Here is a 23,252-nt window from a genome sequence, read left to right on the forward strand (position 1 = left end):
CTCCTTGAACTCCGGCCACGCATCGCTGTACCCCGTCGCGATCTCGTTGAGCGCCTCCCCGGTACCCACCCCCACGAACACCCGACCCGGATACAGACACCCCATCGTCGCGAACGCCTGCGCGATCACCGCCGGGTTGTACCGGAACGTCGGCGTCAACACCGAGGTGCCGAGCTGCACCCGCTGCGTCCGCTCACCGACCGCAGTCATCCACGCCAACGAGAACGGGGCATGACCACCGTTGTGCCGCCACGGCTGGAAATGATCCGACACCGTCGCCGAATCCATCCCGTGCGCCTCCGCGAGCACCCCCAACTCCACCAGTTCACGCGGACCGAACTGTTCCGCCGATGCCTTGTATCCCAACTTGAGCATGCGTGTGACCTCCGAAAGACGATGTCGTATGCGGTCGACCGAGGTCCGTGAGAGACCTCGGCGGTTCCAGTGTTCTTGGAAAGCTTCTGTTCTTGGCGAACTTCACGGTTCGTGACAAGCTTCGTCTCTCGCGCACGAGAGCGTGCATGTTCTGCACGAATCATGCACATTTTCGCGCACGAGTGTCAATGCTTGTGCACGTTTTGCGCGTCGGTGCGCTATGGTCGTCACCAATCGAGGGTCGTCCCCCGACGAGCAGAAACCTCGACGCACCGACGCACAGATCCGAGGAGCATTCGTGTCCGCGAGCGCACGACGACGTGAGATCTTCACCCGAGTACTCGCCGCCGGATACATCGACGCAAAGACACTGTCGGCTGCTCTCGATGTCGACTCCTCCACCATCCGGCGCGACCTCGACGCACTGGCGCGCGACGGCAAGGTCGAACGCACCCACGGCGGCGTGAAAGCAATCGACGGCGCCTCGTTCGAAGTCCCGTACGCGCTCAAACAGGACGTGCGCCGGGCAGAGAAGAGGGCGATCGCGTCGGTCGCTGCCGCGCTCGTATCGGACGGCGACAGCGTCGTTCTCGACAGCGGATCGACCACCTACGAAGTCGCGGTCGCGCTGCGGGAGAAGTCGTCGCTGACCGTGCTCACCAATGATCTCCGCATCGCGAAGTTCGTCACGTCGTTCCCCGATGTGCGGCTGCTGGTGTCCGGGGGTGAACTGCTCGACTCCGTCTACACACTGATCGGCGACCATGCGGTTCGGTTCATGTCGCACTATTCGGCGAACTGGGCGTTCCTCGGAGCCGACGCGATCGACCCTGCCGCCGGTATCACCAACAACAACACCCTCGAAGTTCCCATCAAACGCGCCCTGCTTGCCGCCGCCGCACACACGGTCGTCGTCGCCGACCACGCCAAGTTCGGGCAACGCGCCCTTGCGAAGGTGGCCGCGCTCGGCGACGTGGGCACGATCGTCACCGACTCCGGACTCTGTGAGGACCAACGCGACCTCTACGGCGACACACTGGTGATCGCCCAGGTGCCCGCCTCTTCATGACCTGAGACGCCGCCCGGTGTCTGCCGAAAAGAAGAAGACCTCACCGGATTTCGGAACGAGGTGGATCTCTTCGCCGTTCGCAATGGGAGTCCGCCGATCCCACCGCACGACGATCTTGCCCACCCCGACCGCCGGGTCTGCCGATACGGCGTGGACGAACGACTCGGCACCGAGTTCCTCGACCAGCACCGTCCGCACCGTCCACGAACCCCTACGCCACGCGCCGACTGGGGTCCACGATTCCGGCCGTATTCCCAGCACCACCCGGCCCGAGTCGACCGACCGGGGTGTCGGAACCTGCAGCGCACCGAGTGTCGCCGTCCCTTCCTCCACCGGAACCTCGATGAGGTTCATTCCGGGAGAGCCGACAAATCCCGCTACGAAGGTGTTGACGGGATCGTCGTAGAGTGTGCGCGGCGCGTCGACCTGTTGCAGCCGTCCGTCGTCGAGTACGGCGACCCGGTCGCCCATTGTCATCGCCTCGACCTGATCGTGGGTGACGTACACCGTTGTGGTCGCCAGTCGGCGTTGCAGCTCGGCAATCTGGGCGCGGGTGCTCACCCGCAGCTTCGCGTCGAGATTCGACAGCGGCTCGTCCATGCAGAACACCGCAGGGTGACGAACGATGGCCCGCCCCATAGCCACTCGTTGACGTTGCCCACCCGACAGCTTGCCCGGCTTACGATCGAGAAGCACCTCGAGTTCGAGCATTCTCGCAGCCTCGAGTACACGCTTCGTGCGCTCGGGCTTCTTCATTCCGGCGTTCTGCAACGCGAACGCCATGTTCTCTGCGACCGTCATGTTCGGGTACAGCGCGTAGTTCTGAAACACCATCGCCACATCCCGGGCCTTGGGCGGCAATCCCGTCACGTCGCGACCGCCGATCTCGACGCGACCGGAATCGACCGCCTCGAGACCGGCGAGCATACGCAGACTCGTCGACTTCCCACAGCCCGACGGCCCCACCAACACCAGAAATTCGCCGTCCGCGATCTCGAGGTCGAGCGAATCGACTGCCGGGCGGTCCGAACCGGGATAGCGGTGCGTGACGTTCCGGAAACTGATCTGGGCCACTGGGTTGGTTCCTCTATCTGTGAACGTGCACTTACAGGTTGGGGGTGATCTGGCGTTCGATGATCTGCTGCAGCTGGTCCTGGATCTCCCCGAACGTCACGGCGACATCGGCGTTCTGCAGTGCGATCTTCTCGAGACCGGTGCCGATCAGTTGGTCGGCACCCGGCACGAACACGCGGGCGTAGTCCTGCGAGCGAGTGACGGCGAGCTGGTCGACGGCGGTGCGCGCGTTGGGGTTCTCGTCGAGGTACTTTTTCATGTCCGCGTTTTCCACCGCCGACTTGCGCACCGGCATGTAGCCGGTGTTCTGGGAGAAGTACGCGGTGTTGTCGCCATTGGTGACAAAGTCGACGAACTTCAGGGCGTTGGTCTTGCGCTCGTCGGAAATCCCGGACGGGATCGCCAGGCCGGCACCGCCGGTCGGGCATCCGGGCCCGTCGGGTGCCGGCAGGAACGCCGTCCCGAACTCGAACGCGGCGTTGCCGGTGATGCCGGACAGGTCGCCGGTCGAGGCGATCGTGGATGCGAGGAGGCCCGCGGCGAAGTCATTAGCGATGTCGTTCGACACCGACGCGTACTTCTTGGTGTGGATCATGTCTTTCAGGAACGTTCCGGCCTCGATGGTCTTCGGATCGGTGAACTTCAGATCCCAACCGTCGGAGTATGCACCACCGAACGTCCAGATCGGACCCTCGAAAGTCCATCCCAGGTAGTCGGTCGCGTTACCCCAGCCGTGGGCCCACTTGCCGCCGCCGACGACCTCCTGGATTCGAGGACCCCACTCGTCGAATTCGGCCCATGATTCGGGGCCGCGATCGGGCAGTCCGGCCTGGCTCCACACGTCCTTGTTGTAGTAGAAGAGCGGAGTCGAGCGTGCGTAGGGAAGCGCGAAATGGCTTCCTTCGTAGAAATAGTCGGCGAGGAGCGCATCGACGTAATCACCGGTCTCGACACCGACCGTCGAGAACAGATCGTCGAGTGGCGCGATGGCACCCGTGATCGCGTAGTTGAACCACCACACGTCGGACAGGACGATGACGTCCGGCAGGTCACCACCGGACAGTGCCGCGTTGAATTTCTGCGACACCTCTTCGTAGTTCTTGCCACCGTCGATCAGGTTGACCGTCAGATCGGGATTCTGGGCCTGGAAACGGCTGATCAGCTCCTTCTCGATCTCGATGGACTTGCCGGGGTGGTTGGACCAGAAGTTGATGGTGGTGGCGTCGCCGGACGTGGATGAACCCGCTGCACCGGACGAGCCGGACGCATCGCCACCGGTTCCAGCGCACGCCGCGAGCGCCGCGCTCCCCGCGACGAGGCCGGTCAGCCCCAGGAAGCCGCGCCTGTTCATGTTTCTGATGTCGATACCCATTACTACGCTCCCTGAGTGTTCAGCCCTTGACCGCACCGGAGGTGAGGCCCTTGATCATGTGTCGTTGCAGGAGAAGGAAAACCACGAGGATCGGAAGCATGGCGAGCACCGTTCCCGCCATGACCGGACCCCAATTCGTGACGCCGTCGTTGTTCTGAAGCAGCGTCAGTCCGATGGGCAGCGGCGCTACGGATGCGTCGTCCGCCATAAGGAACGGCCAGAGGTACTCGTTCCACTCATTGACGACGGTGATGATCGCGAATGCCACCATCGTCGGACCTGACACCGGAAGCACAACCCGCCACAAGAGCCGAAACGGGCCCGCACCGTCCATCCTCGCCGCCTCGATGATCTCGGCGGGGATCGACAGGAAGTGGTTGCGCATGAGGAAGGTACCGAATGCGACGCCCGCGAGCGGAACTATGATTCCCTGGAATGTGTTGCGCCAACCCCATTCCGCGACCAGCGCGTAATTGGAGATGACGGTGATCTGGTTGGGCACCATGAGCGCGGCGATGATGCCGAGGAACACGATGTTCTTGCCGGGGAACCGCACAAACACCAATCCGTACGCACTGAACACGCCGAGCACGAATTTCACGCCCGCGAGGACCGACGTGATGATCACCGAGTTGCGGAAGAACGCCCCGAAATCGACAGAGTGGACGGCCTCGGAGTAGTTCTGGGGGTGGAACACCGACGGCCACCAAGTCACCGGGATGGTGTAGATGTCGGGGCGCTCCTTGAAGGAGGTCACTACGATCCAATACAGAGGCAGCCCCACGATGATCAGGACGCACACCATCGCGGCGTAGCCGAAGACCTTCACCAGACGTTCGCGTCGCTCGTGGCTGCGTGCGTACACCGGCTCGGGTTCGACGAGGGTGGCGGGAGGGTCGGCAAGCGCAGTCACTTCTGGTCACCTCGATCCATGATGCGGACCTGGTAGACGGTCACCACGAGCAATGCGAGGAACATGATGGTAGCGACCGTCGCTCCGTAGCCGGCGCGGAAATTGCGGAAGGATTCGTCGTAGATCTGGTACACCATCGTGGTGGTGCCGGTGCCGAGGGGGCCGCCGCGAGTCATCACGTTGATGATGTCGAATACCTGTAATGAGTTGAGCAGCACTGTGATCGACAGGAAGTATGTGGTCGGACGCAGCTGCGGCAGGATGACCCTGCGGAAGGTGGTCCACCCGGACGCCCCGTCGATCGCCGCGGCCTCGTTCAATTCGGGACGCAGTCCCTGCAGCGCGGCAAGATAGATGACGAACGTATACCCGAGGTTCTTCCACAGGTAGGTGATGGTGATCATCACCATCGCCCACGTCGGGTCCTGATAGAAGTTGGGCGACTCGATCCCGATCCGGGCCAGAACGTCCTGGACGAGACCGAAGTTCGGATCGAAGACGAACTGGAAGGCGACCCCGACAGCGGCACCGGAGATAACGAACGGTGCGAACAGCGCAGAGCGGACGATGTTGCGGCCGAGTAGCTTCCGATCGAGAAGCAGAGCGAGACCGAGCCCGAGTAGCATCGAGCCGACGACGGCGGCAGTTGTGAAGGCAATCGTGTTGCCGACGATCTGCCAGGTATCGGATCGACCCCACCATTCGCGATAGTTGTCGAATCCGATGAACGTCGACGTAGGACTCGAGATGTTCCACTCGAAGAACGAGAGCCGGATGTTGTCCACCAGGGGTCGATAGGTGAACAGGATCAGCAGCGCGACGTTGGGGCCGACGAGCACCGCGAACAGCGCGTAGTCGGTCCACGGACGTCCGCGTAGACCGCGGGTCGTCTGCGGCAGTGTTCGTTCCGGACTCGATGGCACCGAGGCAGTCTGGACGTCACCGGCGAACACATGGTTACGACAAGACGACGCCCCCTACCCTTCGGAGCGAATGTATCGTCAGTTCGGCCTATCGAGACGAAGGATACATTCGCTCACCCTGGGTAGGGGGCGGACGTGGAGCTGAAGTTCAGTGCTCGCTAGAGGTTCCAGTCTCCGAGCCCGTCCCAGCCGTTGAGGACGCCACCCGCGGTGTTCTGCACGATCACCGGGTCGCCCTTGCGTGCGTTCTCGTAGAACCACTGGCCGTCTGCGGTGCTCACGTTCAGGCAGCCGTGGCTGGTGTTCGTGTTGCCCTGCGCCCATTCCGACCACGGGGCGGCGTGGAGGAAGATGCCGCTGTTGGACATCCGTGTCGCGTACTCGACGTAGGTGCGGTAGCCCTCGGGATCATCGACCGGCACACCGTACGTGGACGAGTCCATATACATGTCGCGGAACTTGTCGCCGACAATGTACGTGCCGTTCGGAGTTTCGTAGCCGGGCTTGCCGAACGAGGTCGGCATGGTCCGGACCACTTCACCGTTGCGAGTGACGGTGATCGTCTTGGTGTTGTCGTCAGCCACGGTCACGAGCGAGTCGCCGATCGTGAACGACGAGTGCGCACCACCCGCCCGAACATCAACGGTGGTGTGCGCAGGCCAGAACTCGTACGGCTTCCACCGCACCTGCTGGTCCGACGCCCAGTAGAAGTGCCCGTCGACAGCCGGCTCCGAAGTGATCTTGATTGCGCGTTCGGCGGCAGCGCGGTCTCCGACCGCTTCGCCGAATCGGATGATGATGGGCTGCGCGACGCCTACCGTTTCACCGGAGGACGGGTTCAGGGACGGATCCGAGAACGGTGCCGCCGGCTCCGGCGCCTGCGGGATCGGGAGTTGCGGTGCGCCCGGGATCGACGGCGCGAGACCTTCGATCAGCTCTTCGACGCTCGGCACCTCCGGGCCGCCCGGCCACAGCGGCGCGGCGGCCGCGGGGCCGGCCATTGCGAGCGCGACTGCGCCGGCGCCCGTGAGAGCGGCGACGAAGCGGCCGATCCGGCGCGTGGCACGGTGACGGCCCTTGGGCATGGACTGACTCACAGACATCGACAAGTTACCCATCGTTCGACGGTGCGTCGCGTATTCACATCCCCGACCGCGGCGCTGGCGTACCCCGTCATTACACACACCGACCCGACGTCGAGCAATTCGGGCAGTGGAACGGCTGTGCCGTTCGCTCCCGGGAAGGAGACGAACGGCACAGCCGTTCAGTGCGGTGGAGACAGCGCGGTTCAGGCGTCAGGCCTCGACGCCGCGAGCATTTCCTCGATCGAGACGAACTTCAGACGCGGGCGCCCGGCGGCCTTCCCACGTGCACGTTCCTGCTTGTCGATGGCCTGCCAGCCCTTGTAGTCGACGTACTCGGGGCGACGTTCGGCGATCAGCGCATCGAGTTTCTCCCGATCCGCGACAGGTTCAGCGAGGCGACCTGCGATGAAATCGTCGACGAGTTGCGCGACGGTCTCGGCCGAGCACTGTTTGTTGGTGCCGATGACACCGCTCGGGCCTCGCTTGATCCAGCCCGCCGTGTAGACGCCGGGAACGGGGTTGCCGGCGTCCAGGTCGACGACCTTGCCGGATTCGTTCGGGATGACACCTTTCTTCTCGTCGAAAGGCAGGCCGTCGACAGGGGTGCCGCGGTATCCGATCGAGCGGAGTACGAGGCCGGTCGTGAGCGTTTCGGTCTCGCCGGTGGGGCGGGCGTCCAGCCTGCCATCGGACTCGACGAGTTCGTTGCGTTCGAGGGTGATCGACTCGACCTTGCCCTCGCCGGTGATCTCGACGGGAGACGCGAGGTACCGCAGCACGATGCGCTTGTTGTCAGGGTTCGGGGTGTTCTGTGCGTACCCTTCGACCTGCCGCATCTTGAGAGCGATCCGAGGCTCGACCTCGGGGTCGTCGAGGACGGCCTGACTGGCCGCATCGAGTTCGATCTCGGTCGGATCGACGATGACGTCGATACCGTGGAGCTGCCCGAGAGCGAGCAGTTCGGGATTGGTGTACGCGGCCTGGATCGGGCCGCGACGACCGACGACGACAACCTCTCGAATGTTCGAGTTCCGCAGTGCCTCGACGGCGTGCTCGGCAATGTCGGTGCGAGCGAGGTCGTCGGGGTTCATGACCAGGGCGCGTGCGACATCGAGTGCGACGTTGCCGTTGCCGATGATCACTGCGCGCTCCCCGGACAGGTCGAACTGCCGGTCGGCGTAGTCGGGGTGGCCGTTGTACCAGGCGACGAATTCGGTGGCGGCGTGCGACCCTGCGAGGTCTTCACCGGGCACACCGAGGTGACGGTCGCTCGATGCGCCGACCGCGTAGATCACAGCGTGGTGGTGCGCGAGGAGTTCGTCGTGGGTGATGTGCGTGCCGACCTCGACGTTGAACCAGCACTGGGTGTTCTTGTGACCGATGGCACTCCGGAAGACGTCGCCGACGCCCTTGGTGGTCTGATGGTCCGGCGCGACACCGGCGCGAACCAGTCCGTACGGGGTGGGCAGACGGTCGAACATGTCGACCCGGACACTCGAGTGGGAGACGAGCTCCTGCGCCGCGTAGCACGCGGCCGGGCCGGACCCGACGATCGCGACGCGCAGGATTCCGAGGTCGGCCGGGATCTTCTTGCGGCTACGCAGCTCCGGCCAATCGGGGCCGATCGGGTATCGCTCGTAGTACGCGGCGTTGATCTCGAGGTACGGCTCCTGCTCGGGTGTGATCTCGTTGTCGGCAAAGATTGCGTCGACCGGGCACTCATCGACGCAGGCCCCGCAGTCGATGCAGGTCTCCGGGTCGATGTAGAGCATTTCCGTCGTTGCGAACGGTGCCTCGTCGGGGGTCGGGTGTATGCAGTTGACCGGGCAGACTTCGACACACGAGACGTCGTTGCAACATGCCTGGGTGATCACATAAGCCACTTCGCTACCTGCCTGAGAGTGCCGGTTGGGGTCGTCGAAACCCCAGACTATAACACGTTATAGATTTGGTCGAGAATCACATTATCCAAATCTTACCAGGCGGCTATCAAACACGAGAATGTGCTATTCGGACAATTCCTCACCGGACTCGATCCGGAAGCCGATCTTGAGCGTAACCTGCGTGTGAGCGACAGCACCATCATCGATGTGACCACGCGTATTGACCACCTCGAACCACTCGAGGTGGCGCGTCGTCTCTCCGGCCCGCGCCACCGCCTTGGCGATCGCGTCATCCACCCCCACCGCCGAAGATCCGACCACCTCGATCACTCGGTACACATGGCTCATCACGGCGCTCCTCACGTATCGGCACAGGTGGTGCAGGGCACTGATGCCCTGCAACGGATACTGCCCGCCTCGCCCACCCTTCGGGCCGGAACGGGAATCTGCGCCGTCGGTACGGAGTGTGGTGCTACGCCTTCCTGGCCAGGTCGCGCGCCTGCGCCCCGAGCCGTGCCAGGCGCAGATCTCCGAGCGGGATCGGCCCGGAACCGAGCCGGTTCGTGGTGAACGCGAGCGCCAGACCCGAGTCGAGGTCGGCGAACGCTCCCGAACCGCCCACTCCGTAGTGTCCGAGCGCGCCTCGCGGACGCTCGGTGCTCGCGAACACGGGCTGGTGATATCCGAGTCGCCACGCCATCGGGACACCGAGAACATAGTCGTGGCTGCGACGGCGCACCTTGTTCAGCTCGGCGATAGTCCCGGGATCCAGGAACCGCCGGCCGTCGAGCACACCCCCGGCCGCGATCGCCCCGTACATCCGTGCGAGCGAACGCGCCGTGAACACCCCGTTCCACCCGGGCATCACCGCATCATGCACCGCAGGATCACGGACGAGATCGTCGAACCCTTCGGGCATCCCTGCCTCTGCGAGCCCGCGCGTCGGCCCGATCCTCGACAGCACCGCCGCGCTCATTCCCCAATTCAGGCCCATCGGATTGATCCGGGGAAACAGCGGTGCGATGCGGTGTCGTTCGCTGTCGGGAACCCGGTACCAGAAGTCGCCGATCCCCAAGGGCGTGGCAATCTCCTCTTCGACAATGTCGACGAACGGCTTCCCGGTGACCCGCGACGCGATCTCCGCGACCAGCCAGCCGTAGGTCACGGCGTGGTAGCCCGACCCGCGATGGCGACGCGCGTCGGGACGCGCGGCGGCGAGCGCGGCGACGGTCCGGTCGTAGTCGAGAATTCCGTGGGTGCCGGGTACGAGACCGCGAACCCGGTGCAATCCAGCACTGTGGGTCATCACCTCGGCGACGGTGATGGACCCTTTGCCTGACGCCGCGAACTCCGGCCAGTACTGCGCCACCGGGGCGAAGTAGTCGATCAGACCGCGTTCGGCGAGTCTGTGTACGACGGTCGAGGCCACGCCCTTGCCTGTCGAGAACGACAGCGACATCGTGTCGCGGGCCCATCGCCGGTTGCGATCGGCCCAGCCCGCCCACACATCGAGCACTTTTTCACCGTGCAGGTACGCGGTGAGCGCTCCGCCACCGTGCTGCGACTCCCTGAAGAGCGCGAAGAATCGGTCGGCGAGCGGCAGGAACCGAGGATCGACGTGCATCGCGGTCGGGGGCAGTTCCCCAGCGCTGCGCACGCATGAAACCTGGTCGCGGTCGATCGTCTGGACGCTCATGGCACCTCCGCTCGAGTGTTTCCGACACGTTACGGGTCGGGTCGACTCCGGGGAAGCGCCTACATTCAGTTTGTCGGCAGTCCGAGCGGTCGGCAGTCCGAGTGCTCTACTGTCTACGGCAATTCGTCGGGCTGCGGCATCGTCGTGTAGCTGAACGTTCCGAACACGACGCAGCCCTGACCGGTCGTGAGGTTCGCCGCCAGTGCCGTATCGCCGACACAGAGGACCGGATCGGTGGCGTCGCCGATGAATGCCTGCGACCCCGGCCCGGTCGCGACCAACGCGACACCCGGCTGATCGAGGACACCGAGTGCAAGCGATTCCGCGCCCACGCCCACTGCGGCAAGCACCCCTCCGGCACTCTCGGCCGCTCCGACACCACCGTCGAGGCCGACAGCCCCGACCCGCGCGTCCCCGCGGGAATCGGCGAATCCCACCCCGCCGCCCGCATAGCTCCACGCACCTCCGGGGCCCTCGGTGTTCGCACCGCATGCTTCGGCCCCGAGAACCTCGACGGATTCCATCGGGGCACCGGGAGGGGCAGAGCAGGTCAACGACTGCGCGGGCGCAGCAGACAGCAGCGCTCCACCGAGCACCGCGGCCAGAATCGCCCCCACTGCCGACACCCGCCCGGACATTCTGACCAAGGTCACCACCGCAACCCTCCAAACGCTGAAGACGATCCACCTCACCCATGAGAGAGTCTAAAGAAGTTCGACTAGGCGCGCTCCGCGGTGCGACGACAGAAGGTATCGGTCAGCCTCGCGTCCGCCGGTCTACCTGCTGTTCGAGTCCCGGTCGCGGCTCGGTTGCACCCGCTTCGGTTCGCCCGGCATCTTCGGATGATTCGGCGGGTACGGCAGATCACCGAGCCCGGCATCCTCGTCGCGATCGGCCATCTCGAGAAGAACATCGAGCGGATGCGCGGCGGCGTCGAGCCCGGCCATCGGATCGGGTCGCCGGGCCAGCAACTCCGGCACCGTCGCAATCGTGAAATCGTCCGGTTCGGCGTCGGCGAGTTCGTCCCATGTCAGCGGTGTCGATACTGTCGCGATCGGGGTTCGCCGCACCGAATACGCCGACGCGATGGTCTTGTCGCGCGCGTTCTGATTGAAATCGAGGAAGATGCGTTCGCCACGCTCTTCCTTCCACCACGCGGTCGTCGCGCGGTCACCGCTGCGCCTCTCCACCTCCCGCATCAACGCGATTCCGGCACGCCGTACCCCGACGAAATCCCATTCCGGCACGATCCGCAGATAGACATGGAGACCCCGGCCACCCGAGGTCTTCGGGAAGCCTGTCAATCCCAACTCGTCGAGCAGCGGACGCACCACGTCGAGCGCGACCGCGCGGGCGTCGCCGAAATCCGTCCCCGGTTGTGGATCGAGATCGATTCGCAGCTCGTCGGGCCGGTCGGTGTCGCCGCAGCGGACGGCCCACGGATGGAATGTCACGCACCCGAGGTTCGCAGCCCACACCACATCCGCCGCCGACCGCACTCGTAGCGCATCGGCCGTCCGGCCGGACGGAAAGGTGATCTCGCACGTCGCGACATGATCGGGCCGTTTCGCGGGTGCGCGCTTCTGATAGATCTCCTCACCCTCGATGCCGTCGGGAAAGCGCTGCAGGTGGGTGGGGCGGTCTCGGAGCGCATCGAGAAGCGGTGCACCCGCAGTCGTCGTGAGCGCACGGTAGTACTCGACGAGATGACGTTTGGTACCGCCTTCCGCGCCGAGCCTCGGGAAGTAGATCTTGTCCGGGTTCGACAATCGCACGGGCACGCCGTCGACGTCGAGTTCTTCCGCAGGAGATCGTTTCGCTGTCGCCACCGTCAGGTCTCCGTCCGGTCCAGTACATCGGCAAGGTCGTAGCGCACAGGCACCTCGAGTTGGTCGTACGTGCAGCTCTGCGGGTCGCGGTCGGGTCGCCAGCGGAGGAATCTGGCCGCGTGCCGGAACCGCAGCGCCGTCTCCAGGGTTCCCTCCATCTGGTCGTACGCGACTTCGAGTACCCGCTCCGGACGCAACGGGACCCAGCTGCGGTCGGCCGCCGAGCGCCATCTCGTCTGTTCACCGTCGGCGACCACGTCGTCACCCACACGCAGCGGTTGCAGCTCGGCGAGCAATTCCTGACGCCTGACCGTGGTGAATGCGGATGCGCCACCGACCATGGCGAGGTCGTCGCCGTGATACAACCCCAGCAACAGTGAGCCGACGCCGTCGATGCTCTTGTGCTTGCGGTATCCGACGAGCACGCAGTCGGCGGTGCGGGCATGTTTGAGCTTGATCATGTCGCGCTTGTCGGGGCGATAGATGCCGTCGAGTTTCTTCGCGACCACGCCGTCGAGACCCGCGCCTTCGAACTCCTCGAACCAGCGCATTGCCGTTGCCGCGTCGGTGGTTGCGGCGGTCACATGACAGCTCGACCCGCCGCCGACAGACTGCTGCAGCCGCGCACGACGCTCGGCGAACGGCTCCCCCATGAGGTCGTCGTCGCCGAGAGCGAGCACGTCGAATCCGATGAATTGCGAGGGAGTTTCTTCCGCGAGCATCGCGACACGACTCGCCGCCGGATGGATCCGCTCCGACAGAGCCTGCCAATCGAGACGGGTACGCCCGTCGCGTTCACGCGGCACGACGATCTCGCCGTCGACCACACAGCGGTCGGGGAGTTCGGCCCGCACCCGTTCGACGAGCTCCGGAAAATACCGGGCGAGGTCCTTACCGCTACGCGATGCGAACACCACCTCGTCCGCATCACGAAACACTATGGCCCGGAAGCCGTCCCACTTCGGCTCGTAGGACCACTGCGCCGCACCGGAATCCGGTTGGCTCGGCACCGTCGATGAGGCTTTCGCAAGCATGGGCTCTATCGGTGGAACGACAGGCAGATCCATGACCCACATCGTTGCATCCGGATTCTCCACGCGTGCGAGTTGCGCTCGATCTGCCTCTCGGTCGGCCCACTTCACCACTACAGCAGAAACCTATGACGTCGATCACAAAGACACCATTACGCGAGGTCGGAGGCGATGTTGGGGAACCTCGGCGCGAATGGAACGCCGCCATTCCGTACTCTCTGCAGCCATGATCACTCTTCGCCGTGCAGCCGGCATCGCTGCCGCGGCCGTTGCCGCAGTGTCGTTGATCGTCGGGTGTTCGAACGATGTCGAGTTCCGGGCTGTGCCCGAAGCCGGCTCGTCGGCGACCTCGACAACCGCATCGCCGACGACCCCCAGCACCTCACGCACGACCACCTCGGCGCCGTCCACGACCTCGGGCAGCCCGTCCGCGTCCGATCTCGATCTGGAGGTCGACGCCGAAGTCGGCGACTGCGTCCTGCTCGGCGGCACGGTCGACGATGCGACGATCGAGGAGGCAACCTGCGGCAGCTTCGACTCCAACTACCTCGTGGTCGACATCGTGGCGACGAGCGACGAGTGCAACTCCGACCAGTCCTACTACGAGTCCATCCGCGGCAACGAACTCGGTGCCTTGTGTCTGGATATCGATTGGCAGGTCGACGACTGCATGGATCTCGGCGGCGAAGACCCGAAGCGGATCTCCTGCTCGGACACGGCCGTCGAGGGTGAGATGGTCACAGAGATCCTCGAAGGCACCACCGACGTCAACGGGTGCTCGATCTCCGACAGCGGGTTCGTCTACGAGGAGCGCGAGATGGTCGTGTGCGCGGACTCGTTCTGACCGATGCGGCGCCATCCTGCCCGCGCGGCGGGACATGTCGGTGCCGGCAGACACAATGCCGGATGAACCACCGACCACGTCGATCGAACGGATAGGGGACCGCATGACGCCCTGGCCCGACCGCCCCCTCTGTGCGTTCGACCTCGAAACCACCGCTCGTGACCCGAGAGAGGCCCGCATCGTCAGCGCGTGTGTCGCGACGTTCGATGGCGAGCACATCCACTCCCGCACGTGGTTGCTCGATCCGGGCATCCCCATCCCCGCCGAGACCATCGCCATCCACGGCATCACCGACGAACTTGCCCGCACCCGAGGTATGGACTACCGGGCGGGTTATCTCGAGATCCGCGAAGCGCTGATCGACGCGTGGGCGCTCGGACACATCGTCGTCGCATTCAACGCCAGCTACGACCTGACGGTGATGGACGCCGAAGGGAAACGGCTCGGGCTACCCGCGCTCGCATTCGGGCTCGTCGCCGATCCGTACGTCATCGATCGTGAGATGGACCGCACGCGGCCGGGCAAGCGCACGCTCGCGGCGGTGTGCGACGCGTACGGGGTGACGTTGTCGTGCGCGCACGAGGCCGAGGCGGATGCACTCGCCGCGGGGCACCTCGTGCGTGCACTCGTCACCCGTTTCCCGCAGCTCGCCGAACTCGACATCATGGCCGATCAGGCCGCGTGGCATGCCGAGCGACAGCGGAACTTCGCCGAGTACCTGGAAGGTCTCGGCCGCGACACCACCGACGTGGACGGCGGTTGGCCGCTGCGTGGTGCGTCGCGCGTCGACCTACTCGAACGCCCCTCGAACGCCGTCGCCGAGCCGGGGACAACCCGGCTCCAGCGGCGCGTCCGGGACTTCTTCCAGCGGTTTCGTCGCCGGTAGCGCCGAGTCAGATCCCACGCCCGGGGTTGAGGATCGCGGTGGGGTCGAACGCGGTCTTCACCTTGCTCATCAGTTCACGCTCGACCGACCCCACCATCTGCTCGAGGTACGGCTCCTTGAGGACTCCGATTCCGTGCTCGCCGCTGATCGATCCGCCCAGTGCCAGACATTCCGCCACCATGTCGTCGAATGCCAGCCGTGCGCGTCGAGTGTGGTCGTCGTCGCTTGCGTCGAACACGATGGTGGGGTGGAGGTTGCCGTCGGCTGCATGACCGAAAGTGCCGATCACGAGACTGTACTTCTCAGCGATTCGCTCGATTCTCGACAGCATCTCGGGCAGCCGCGGGACGGGAACCGCGAGATCGTCGAGCAGGGTGCTGCCCTGCCGTTCGAGCGCGGTCAACGCGACGCGGCGAGCCTGCATGAACTCTTCGCCTTCGACCGGGTCGTCGGTGTCGTACACCTCGGTTGCCCCGATCTCCGTGCACACCGTGACACACGTCTGAGCCTCCACACCGGCATCTCTGCCGTCGCACTGGATGAGTAGCAGGGCACCGGCGGATTCGTCGAGGCCCATGTGCGTCATCTCGTTGACCGCGCTGATGGTCGTGCGGTCCATCAGTTCGAGCAGGCAGGGTTCGGCACGGTCGCGGATGGCCAGTACCGCGTCGATGGCCTGGGCCGTCGACGGGAATGCCGCGACGACCGTCGACGCCGCGGTGGGCGCCGCCCTGAGCCGCATGGTGGCCTCGACGATCACGGCGAGTGTCCCCTCCGACCCGACGAGCAACTGGGTGAGGTTGAGACCGGCAACGTTCTTCCTGGTCACTGCGCCGGTGTGGATGATGCGCCCGTCGGCGAGTACCGCTTTGATCCTGGCCACATGATCGGCGGTGACTCCGTACTTCGCGCAGCACGTGCCACCCGCGTTCGTTGCGAGGTTGCCGCCGATGGTCGAGATTCCGCGGCTTCCGGGGTCGGGCACGTACCAGAGTCCGTGTTCGGCGACCGCGGCCGCGAGGTCGCCGTTGATCACGCCCGGTTGCACCGTTGCGGTCCGTGCGGCCGTGTCGATGTCGAGGATCTCGTTCAGCTTCTCGACGCTGAGCACAATGCATCCGTCGAGTGCGTTCGCGGCCCCGGCCAGGCCGGTTCCTGCGCCGCGCGTCACCACGGGCACATGGTGCCGGTGGGCCCATTTCAGCGTTTCGGCCACGTCGTCGGTATCGCGTGCCCGCACGAGCGCCAGCGGCATCCCGGCCTCGGTCAGGAGCGACTGGTCGCGCCGGTACGCGAGCATCCGATCCGGGTCGGTGACGAGCGCGTCGCCGAGTGAGTCGTGCAGGTCTTCGACGTTCACGGAACCAGCCATTGCTGAATTGTCAGACAAGTACACTCGACAGTCAAGAAGTCGGGCGCTCGGGGGCGTGGAAGAATCGCGCACCGATTCGGCGGTGGAACGGAGGAACCGGAGATGGCGGGACGGGTCAAATCCCTGTCGATCGTCGATGCACTCACTGCGGAATTGCGGGGACGCCTGTTCTCCGGCGAGCTCACGCAAGACGACACACTGACCGAAGCCGAAGTGTCACGGGTCTACGAAGTGGCCCGGCCGACGGCGAAAGCGGCCATCGAAAAACTCGTCGGCGAGGGGCTCCTCCAGCGCAGCGCCCACAAGACCGCCCGCGTACCGATACTGGGCCCCGACGACGTCCGCGACATCTACCGTACCCGCGCGCACCTCGAAATCACAGCACTGCGCTACCTGGCACACGAATCACGCATTCCCGACTCCGCCGTCACCGCCAACACCGAGATCTCCCTGATGATCGACAGTGCACCGCTGTCGATCATCGAACCCGACATGCGCTTCCACACGTCGCTGGTGGACGCGATGGGAAGCCCCCGGACGAGCAGGATGTTCGGTTCGCTCGTCTCCGAGGTGCGATTGTGCATGGTCCAGGTTCAGGGCCACCACCTGCTGACCACCGCGAGCATCACCGCCGAACACCGGCAGATCCTCGATGCGGTGGCCTCGGGAGACGGCGAACTGGCGGTCTCGATCCTGACCGACCACCTCGGTCGCGCGCGTGAACGCCTGGTCGCGGCGCTCGGAGGAACGCCGGGCGCGGAAGCCGGACTTCCCGACCGGACGACTCAGAGCAATATTCCTTGACGACGCGCTTCGACAACAGCTTCGTGACGGCTGCGCACCTCGAGTTTCGCCAGGGTATTGCGCATATAGCTCTTCACCGTTTCGAGACTCAGTGAGAGGCGTTCGGCAATCTCGGCATTGCGGCAGCCCAGGGCGACATACTCGAGCACATCCCGTTCACGTGCCGTCAAATGGACCATCGGACTGCATGAATCGGCACCGCCGAGCGCCCGCAGCTTGTCCTCGATCCCGCTGAGTCGCGCTTCGAGGTCCGGGTCGTTCGTCGCTTCCGCAATTCCGCGCAGTTCGAGACAACTCTCGGTGACCGTGTCCGAAACCGCCCGCGACAACCCTTCGGCCGGCGAACGGTCGCCGACACTACCGAGCAGCGCCAACCGACGATCGACCTCATCGCGGATCTCGATCTCCCGCGCAAACGCTCGCGCCGCCGTCATGAGTTTCTCGGTGACAACGTCACCGATAGGCAAAGGCGTTCGAAGACCGCCGTACATTGCCGCGCGGGTCCGTCCACGCACGACGACGGGTACCACCAGCAGCGACTCGATACCTTCGCCGGCGACCGGCCTGTCGTAGTCATGGGTGATGCGCGGAGACGTGAAGTAGTCGGCGACCGCGCCGGGTCGCTGCTCAGCGATCGCCTTGCCGCCGAGTCCGCGCTCCGAGCTGATCACGAGGTTGCGCAGAACCCGGCTCCGGGTGCCGGCGAAACCAGACAACACCAGGTCCGCGCCGTGCACGGTACCGCCGAACAGCACAGGAAGATCCGTCGCCTGTTTCAGAGAACGCAGCTCGGCACGCAATGTGTCGACATCACTCGGTCGGAGCAGGTCGGTACCGGGCGGCCGGGCCGCGTCTGTATGGCGTCTGCCACTCATACGTCGAACCTCTCCACTCGCCGCTCCGAACACCCACTTCCTAGGGTAGCGGCGCCGATCTGGTGATTCGTAACCTCCACTGAACCCGGTGTTGCAACACTCACACACGACGACAGTCTCGACGCCTCCGGAGGTTTTCCGTGTCCACCGCACTCGACCACTCTGCCGCGACCGCCAATTACAGTCAGCTCAGCCCGCTGCGCTTCCTCGAACGCTCGGCGTCGGTGTTCCCTGATCGCACCGCAATCATCTACGGCGACCGCCGGTATACATATGCGGAGTTCGCCGAGGAGACCCAACGGCTCGCACGCGTCTTGAAAAGCCGGATCCGGCCCGGTGACCGTGTGGCCTACCTGACGCCGAACGTACCCGAAACACTCATCGCGCATTTCGCGGTACCGCTCGCAGGCGGTGTACTCATCGCCCTGAACTCGCGGCTCGCCGGTCCGGAACTCGACTACATTCTTGCTCACGCGGAGGCATCGCTGCTCTTCGTCGATTCAGAGTTCGTGGGCTCGCTCACCAGTGTCGATGTCCCGACGCTCACCGACATCATCGAGATCCCCGATCCGGCGGCACCCGCGCCCGCGGTTCCCGACGGCGTCGTCACCGCGCGGTACGACGAGTTCCTCGCACGTGCCGACTCCCTCGACGACACCCCACTGCCATGGAGTGTCGACGACGAGCTCGGCGTCATCACGCTCAACTACACCTCGGGCACCACCGGTAAGCCGAAGGGCGTGATGTATTCGCACCGCGGCGCCTACCTCAACTCGCTCGGCGAGACGTTCCACAACGGATTCACCGGGCAGAGCAAGTATCTGTGGACGCTGCCGATGTTCCATTGCAACGGCTGGTGCACGCCGTGGGCGGTCACCGCTGCGGCAGGCACTCATATCTGTCTGCGCGCGGTGCGGGCCGACGCGATCTGGGATGCCATCGACAACCTCGGTGTGACCAACCTGTGCGGTGCACCCGCAGTGTGTTCGACCATCGCGAACGCCGAGCAGGCGCACTCACTCGACCGGCCGCTGCACATCACCACCGCTGGTGCACCGCCGTCACCGACGGTGATCGCACAACTCGAATACATGGGCATCACGGTCGTGCACGTATACGGCCTGACCGAGGTGTACGGGCCCTACACGATCTGTGAATACCAGGACTCTTGGGACGACAAGAGCGGTGAGGAGCGGGCCGCATTGTTGTCGCGCCAGGGTGTCGGCATGGTGCAGGCCGAAACCGCACGCGTGGTCGACGAGAACATGAACGACGTACCCCCCGACGCCGAGACGATGGGCGAGATCGTGCTGCGCGGCAACAACGTCATGCTCGGCTACTACAAAGATCCCGATGCCACCGCAGAGGCATTCGCCGGCGGCTGGTTCCACACCGGCGACCTCGGCGTCATGCATCCGGACGGATACATCCAGCTCAAGGACCGCGCCAAGGACATCATCATCTCCGGCGGAGAGAACATCTCGACGGTCGAGGTGGAGCAGGCGATCATGGCGCATCCCGCAGTGATCGACGTCGCGGTGGTCGGCGTCCCCGACGAGAAGTGGGGTGAGCGGCCGAAGGCATTCGTGATCCTCAAACCCGCACAGTCTGTCACCGCAGACGACATCATCGCCCACACCCGCAGCCTGCTCGCCGGGTACAAGGTGCCCCGCGACATCGTCTTCCCGCTCGAACTGCCGCGCACCTCCACTGGCAAGATTCTCAAATTCGAACTCCGCGCTACGGAAACCACCCAGTCCTGACAACACTCCCGCGGCCACGTTGGATACTCGGTAGTTATGTCGCACGGAACAGTCCCCGCCCGTCGTTCCGAACCAACGGGACCTGACCCCGCACAGTTCCGGGTGCACGTGGTGTCACAGGCCATCAGGTTGTTCTCGCAGCACGGCTACGAATCGACGACGGTAGAACAGATCGCAGCGGCCGCGGGAGTATCTCGTCGCACGTTCTTCCGACAGTTCCGCTCCAAGGAGGACGTGATCTTCGCCGATCACGAGTCGCTGCTCGAGCAGGTGGCGGAATACCTGTCGCGCGACTTCGACGATCCGTGGTCTGCCCCGTGCGACGCGGCACAGCTCGTGTTCGGATCCTTCCGCGACCGGCGGGACCTGTCGGTGTGGCGGTACCGGGTCGTGCAGCGGGTACCCGCGCTGCGCGAACGCGAACTCGTGATGACGTACCGCTACGAGCGGTTGTTCACGGACTTTCTGCGCCAGGCGGTGCCGGGTGAGAAGCCCATCCGGATCGTGAGCTTCGCCGCGGCGGTGACCTCGGCCCACAACTTCCTGCTGCGGGCGATGATCCGCGGCGACGACACCGCAACCGCGGCGGTCCTCGACCGGGAGTTGTACGAGATCAGACGCACGTTCGGAGTGGTTCCGGGCGCCGACCCCACCTCGCCACACGAGGCACCGCGTGCCGTGACAGTGGTGACCTATCCAGTGGGGACACCCCCCGCCGACGTCGCCGAGGAAGTCCGCCGCACCCTCGGCGGCTGAGGACCGCGAAACGCGGACCGCGGGTTGCGCCGATCTCCTCCGCAGACGTTGACCTGGCACTCAGTGCCGTGGTTAGAATTGAATGATTCCCCGACGTTGCGCCCGCACAGCCCGCTAGGGTAGGCGCAGATCCACCACTTGGTCTGGCACCGCGTGCCGATTGGAGTTCGACCTCATGGCCCTCAACGCCGATTTCGATCTGTTCAAGCTCAGCGAAGAACACGACGCGCTGCGCGAGGCGATCCGCGCTCTCTCCGAGAAGGAGATCGCCCCCTATGCGAAGGATGTAGACGAGAACTCCCGCTTTCCTCAGGAAGCACTCGACGCACTCAACAAGTCCGGCTTCAACGCCATCCACGTCCCTGAGCAATTCGACGGTCAGGGCGCAGACTCCATCGCCGCGTGCATCGTGATCGAGGAAGTCGCCCGCGTGTGCGGCTCCTCGTCGCTGATCCCGGCCGTCAACAAGCTCGGCACCATGGGACTGATCTTGCGCGGCTCCGATGAACTCAAGGCGAAGGTGCTGCCGGACCTGGTCAACGGCGCGATGGCGTCGTACGCGCTGTCCGAGCGTGAGGCCGGCTCCGACGCCGCGTCCATGCGTACCCGCGCGAAGGCAGACGGCGACGACTGGCTCCTCAATGGTTCCAAGTGCTGGATCACCAACGGCGGTAAGTCCACCTGGTACACGGTCATGGCCGTGACCGATCCCGACAAGGGCGCCAACGGCATCTCGTCATTCATGGTCCACAAGGACGACGAGGGCTTCGTCGTCGGCCCCAAGGAGAAGAAGCTCGGTATCAAGGGTTCACCCACCGCCGAGTTGTACTTCGAGAACTGCCGCATTCCTGGCGACCGCATCGTCGGCGAACCGGGCACCGGCTTCAAGACAGCTCTGGCGACCCTCGATCACACCCGCCCGACCATCGGTGCGCAGGCCGTCGGCCTCGCCCAGGGCGCACTCGACGCCGCGATCGCCTACGTCAAGGATCGCAAGCAGTTCGGCAAGCCGATCTCCGACAACCAGGGCGTACAGTTCATGCTCGCCGACATGGCGATGAAGGTCGAGGCCGCCCGCCTGATGGTCTACACCTCGGCCGCTCGTGCCGAGCGCGGCGAAGGCAACCTCGGCTTCATCTCGGCCGCCGCCAAGTGCTTCGCCTCCGATGTCGCCATGGAGGTCACCACCGATGCCGTTCAGCTGTTCGGCGGCGCCGGCTACACCACGGACTTCCCCGTCGAGCGCATGATGCGCGATGCCAAGATCACGCAGATCTACGAGGGCACCAACCAGATCCAGCGCGTCGTCATGTCGCGCGCTCTGCTTCGCTGACACAGGTCGGTTAGGTTTGGACCAGCTCGAACATCACACTGATCAGGAGTCTTCATAGTGGCTGTGGAAAAAGTAGGAGTCATCGGCGGCGGCACCATGGGTGCCGGTATCGCAGAGGTGTGCGCGAAAGCCGGTAGCGACGTGCTCGTCAAGGAGACGACCGAGCAGTTCGCCGAGGCAGCGCGTGAACGTCTCGCGAAGTCGATCGGACGCGGTGTCAAGTCCGGCAAGATCACCCAGGAGGACGCCGACGCGATCCTCGCTCGCATCAAGGTCACCCTCGATATGGGTGAGTTCGCCGACCGCGATCTCGTCATCGAGGCCGCACCCGAGATCGAATCTCTGAAGGTCGAGATCTTCGCCGAGCTCGACAAGATCGTCAAGCCTGAGGGCATCCTCGCAACCAACACCTCGTCGATCCCCGTGATCAAGATGGCCCAGGCGACACAGCGTCCCGGCAAGGTCGTCGGAGTCCACTTCTTCAACCCAGTGCCGGTGATGCCGCTCGTCGAGATCATCTCAGCACTGACCACCGACGAGACCGCCGCCGACACGGTCTTCGACTACGCCAAGAACACCCTCGGCAAGACCGCTGTGCGCGCGGGCGACCGCGCCGGCTTCATCGTCAACGCACTGCTCATCCCGTACCTGTGCGACGCGGTGCGGATGCTCGAGTCCGGCTACGCAACGAAGGAAGACATCGACGCAGCAATGAAGGGCGGCTGCGGTTACCCGATGGGTCCGCTGACACTGCTCGACACCGTCGGCCTCGACATCGCACTCAACGCCGCACAGTCGCTGTACGACGAGTTCGCCCAACCGAACTACGCGCCTCCGGCGCTGCTGCGTCGCATGGTCGAAGCGGGTCGTTTGGGCCGTAAGAGCGGTGAGGGCTTCTACAGCTACAAGTAGGCCTTCGGCCACACCCTCGAGCCCTGCCGATCCGTTCGGATCGGCAGGGCTCGCATTTGTTCCACCCCTTCATATCTCACGATCGATCCCACCTGCGACCCCCTCCACGCACTCTGCTATCGTCACGCCCGGACACATCGGGGGATTCTGTCGGGGGGACAGTAGTGACGTTGAAAGTAGATCCGCAGGCGTTTCGTGCGTTCGCCGCATCCGGCAGCGGCGCAGCACTGACCGCGATGGACCAACCCCGGTGACTCCCAGCGTCTCCGCCGTCACATCCTGGAACCCCGACGCCCTCCGACACACAGCCGACGCACTCGACACACTCGTCGACACACTCGACGACCGCATGAAGAGCCTGCTCCACGACCAAGACGCCCTCGCCGAGCACTGGAAAGGCGACGCCGCCAACGCCGCCGCACTCCGCGTCGTCCAGGAACGCTCACTCGGCAGCGCC

General features: G+C 64.7%; 23 protein-coding genes. 9 read left to right on the top strand and 14 right to left on the bottom strand.

Annotation, left to right across the window (positions count from 1 at the left end; genetic code table 11):
- A partial coding sequence (locus ACZI8W_RS25505; RefSeq protein WP_463371329.1) for an LLM class flavin-dependent oxidoreductase occupies nucleotides 1-375 on the bottom strand: 375 nt, incomplete at its 3' end.
- A gap of 298 nt (nucleotides 376-673) precedes the next feature.
- On the opposite strand from ACZI8W_RS25505, the gene ACZI8W_RS25510 reads away from it, so the two are divergent.
- On the top strand, nucleotides 674-1,444 hold the full coding sequence (locus ACZI8W_RS25510) for a DeoR/GlpR family DNA-binding transcription regulator (RefSeq protein WP_463371330.1): 771 nt from the start codon (nucleotides 674-676) through the stop codon (nucleotides 1,442-1,444).
- On the opposite strand, the gene ACZI8W_RS25515 is transcribed toward ACZI8W_RS25510, so the two are convergent.
- From ACZI8W_RS25515 to ACZI8W_RS25565, 11 genes are all read right to left on the bottom strand, one after another.
- A complete protein-coding gene (locus ACZI8W_RS25515; protein ID WP_463371331.1) occupies nucleotides 1,439-2,518 on the bottom strand; it encodes an ABC transporter ATP-binding protein in 1,080 nt (359 codons plus the stop codon). The two genes, ACZI8W_RS25510 and ACZI8W_RS25515, sit on opposite strands and share 6 nt — an antisense overlap.
- Before the next feature lie 31 nt (nucleotides 2,519-2,549).
- Complete coding sequence (locus ACZI8W_RS25520) at nucleotides 2,550-3,878, bottom strand: ABC transporter substrate-binding protein (protein WP_463371349.1); 1,329 nt, start codon at nucleotides 3,876-3,878, stop codon at nucleotides 2,550-2,552.
- 31 nt (nucleotides 3,879-3,909) lie between these two features.
- Complete coding sequence (locus ACZI8W_RS25525) at nucleotides 3,910-4,803, bottom strand: carbohydrate ABC transporter permease (RefSeq protein ID WP_463371332.1); 894 nt, start codon at nucleotides 4,801-4,803, stop codon at nucleotides 3,910-3,912.
- On the bottom strand, nucleotides 4,800-5,726 hold the full coding sequence (locus ACZI8W_RS25530; RefSeq protein WP_463371333.1) for a carbohydrate ABC transporter permease: 927 nt from the start codon (nucleotides 5,724-5,726) through the stop codon (nucleotides 4,800-4,802). Before ACZI8W_RS25530 ends, ACZI8W_RS25525 begins: the two co-directional genes overlap by 4 nt.
- Before the next feature lie 158 nt (nucleotides 5,727-5,884).
- Nucleotides 5,885-6,811, bottom strand: coding sequence for a L,D-transpeptidase (locus ACZI8W_RS25535; RefSeq protein WP_463371350.1), 927 nt, complete (start codon nucleotides 6,809-6,811; stop codon nucleotides 5,885-5,887).
- Nucleotides 6,812-7,014: 203 nt separating this feature from the next.
- Nucleotides 7,015-8,694 (bottom strand): FAD-dependent oxidoreductase, encoded by a 1,680-nt coding sequence (locus tag ACZI8W_RS25540; protein ID WP_463371334.1) that lies wholly within the window; start codon nucleotides 8,692-8,694, stop codon nucleotides 7,015-7,017.
- Between the two features lie 123 nt (nucleotides 8,695-8,817).
- Nucleotides 8,818-9,042 carry a dodecin gene (locus ACZI8W_RS25545; RefSeq protein ID WP_463371335.1) on the bottom strand — a complete coding sequence of 75 codons (225 nt, stop codon included), beginning with the start codon at nucleotides 9,040-9,042 and terminating at the stop codon, nucleotides 8,818-8,820.
- Between the two features lie 124 nt (nucleotides 9,043-9,166).
- Nucleotides 9,167-10,390, bottom strand: coding sequence for a serine hydrolase domain-containing protein (locus tag ACZI8W_RS25550; RefSeq protein WP_463371336.1), 1,224 nt, complete (start codon nucleotides 10,388-10,390; stop codon nucleotides 9,167-9,169).
- 113 nt (nucleotides 10,391-10,503) lie between these two features.
- Nucleotides 10,504-11,043, bottom strand: coding sequence for a DUF6764 family protein (locus ACZI8W_RS25555; protein WP_463371337.1), 540 nt, complete (start codon nucleotides 11,041-11,043; stop codon nucleotides 10,504-10,506).
- A gap of 123 nt (nucleotides 11,044-11,166) precedes the next feature.
- On the bottom strand, nucleotides 11,167-12,219 hold the full coding sequence (locus ACZI8W_RS25560) for a DNA polymerase domain-containing protein (RefSeq protein WP_463371338.1): 1,053 nt from the start codon (nucleotides 12,217-12,219) through the stop codon (nucleotides 11,167-11,169).
- Between the two features lie 2 nt (nucleotides 12,220-12,221).
- Entirely contained in the window at nucleotides 12,222-13,286 is a 1,065-nt protein-coding gene (locus ACZI8W_RS25565) for an ATP-dependent DNA ligase (protein ID WP_463371339.1), read from the bottom strand.
- 190 nt (nucleotides 13,287-13,476) lie between these two features.
- Here ACZI8W_RS25565 and lppU point away from each other — a divergent pair, with 190 nt between their 5' ends.
- Together lppU and ACZI8W_RS25575 are read left to right on the top strand one after the other, a co-directional pair.
- Nucleotides 13,477-14,094 (top strand): LppU family putative lipoprotein, encoded by a 618-nt coding sequence (gene lppU, locus ACZI8W_RS25570; protein ID WP_463371340.1) that lies wholly within the window; start codon nucleotides 13,477-13,479, stop codon nucleotides 14,092-14,094.
- A 103-nt stretch (nucleotides 14,095-14,197) separates the two neighbouring features.
- Nucleotides 14,198-14,980 carry a 3'-5' exonuclease gene (locus tag ACZI8W_RS25575; protein ID WP_463371341.1) on the top strand — a complete coding sequence of 261 codons (783 nt, stop codon included), beginning with the start codon at nucleotides 14,198-14,200 and terminating at the stop codon, nucleotides 14,978-14,980.
- 7 nt (nucleotides 14,981-14,987) lie between these two features.
- Here the strand turns inward: ACZI8W_RS25575 and ACZI8W_RS25580 are convergent, their stop codons facing one another.
- Entirely contained in the window at nucleotides 14,988-16,352 is a 1,365-nt protein-coding gene (locus tag ACZI8W_RS25580) for an FAD-binding oxidoreductase (RefSeq protein ID WP_463371342.1), read from the bottom strand.
- 102 nt (nucleotides 16,353-16,454) lie between these two features.
- Here ACZI8W_RS25580 and ACZI8W_RS25585 point away from each other — a divergent pair, with 102 nt between their 5' ends.
- Complete coding sequence (locus tag ACZI8W_RS25585) at nucleotides 16,455-17,156, top strand: GntR family transcriptional regulator (RefSeq protein WP_463371343.1); 702 nt, start codon at nucleotides 16,455-16,457, stop codon at nucleotides 17,154-17,156.
- Here ACZI8W_RS25585 and ACZI8W_RS25590 read toward each other — a convergent pair.
- Nucleotides 17,138-18,031, bottom strand: a complete 894-nt coding sequence (locus ACZI8W_RS25590) for a LuxR C-terminal-related transcriptional regulator (RefSeq protein ID WP_463371344.1) — start codon at nucleotides 18,029-18,031, stop codon at nucleotides 17,138-17,140. The genes ACZI8W_RS25585 and ACZI8W_RS25590 overlap by 19 nt on opposite strands.
- 140 nt (nucleotides 18,032-18,171) lie before the next feature.
- On the opposite strand from ACZI8W_RS25590, the gene ACZI8W_RS25595 reads away from it, so the two are divergent.
- The 5 genes from ACZI8W_RS25595 to ACZI8W_RS25615 form a co-directional block, all read left to right on the top strand.
- Nucleotides 18,172-19,794, top strand: coding sequence for an acyl--CoA ligase family protein (locus ACZI8W_RS25595; protein WP_463371345.1), 1,623 nt, complete (start codon nucleotides 18,172-18,174; stop codon nucleotides 19,792-19,794).
- Nucleotides 19,795-19,830: 36 nt separating this feature from the next.
- Entirely contained in the window at nucleotides 19,831-20,550 is a 720-nt protein-coding gene (locus ACZI8W_RS25600) for a TetR family transcriptional regulator (protein ID WP_463371346.1), read from the top strand.
- A gap of 175 nt (nucleotides 20,551-20,725) precedes the next feature.
- Nucleotides 20,726-21,883 (top strand): acyl-CoA dehydrogenase, encoded by a 1,158-nt coding sequence (locus ACZI8W_RS25605; RefSeq protein WP_463371347.1) that lies wholly within the window; start codon nucleotides 20,726-20,728, stop codon nucleotides 21,881-21,883.
- Nucleotides 21,884-21,946: 63 nt separating this feature from the next.
- Entirely contained in the window at nucleotides 21,947-22,795 is an 849-nt protein-coding gene (locus ACZI8W_RS25610; protein ID WP_463371351.1) for a 3-hydroxybutyryl-CoA dehydrogenase, read from the top strand.
- Nucleotides 22,796-23,045: 250 nt separating this feature from the next.
- The coding region (locus ACZI8W_RS25615; RefSeq protein WP_463371348.1) for a WXG100 family type VII secretion target at nucleotides 23,046-23,252 on the top strand (207 nt) is incomplete at its 3' end.

The sequence above is a fragment of the Rhodococcus ruitaii genome (assembly GCF_055230935.1).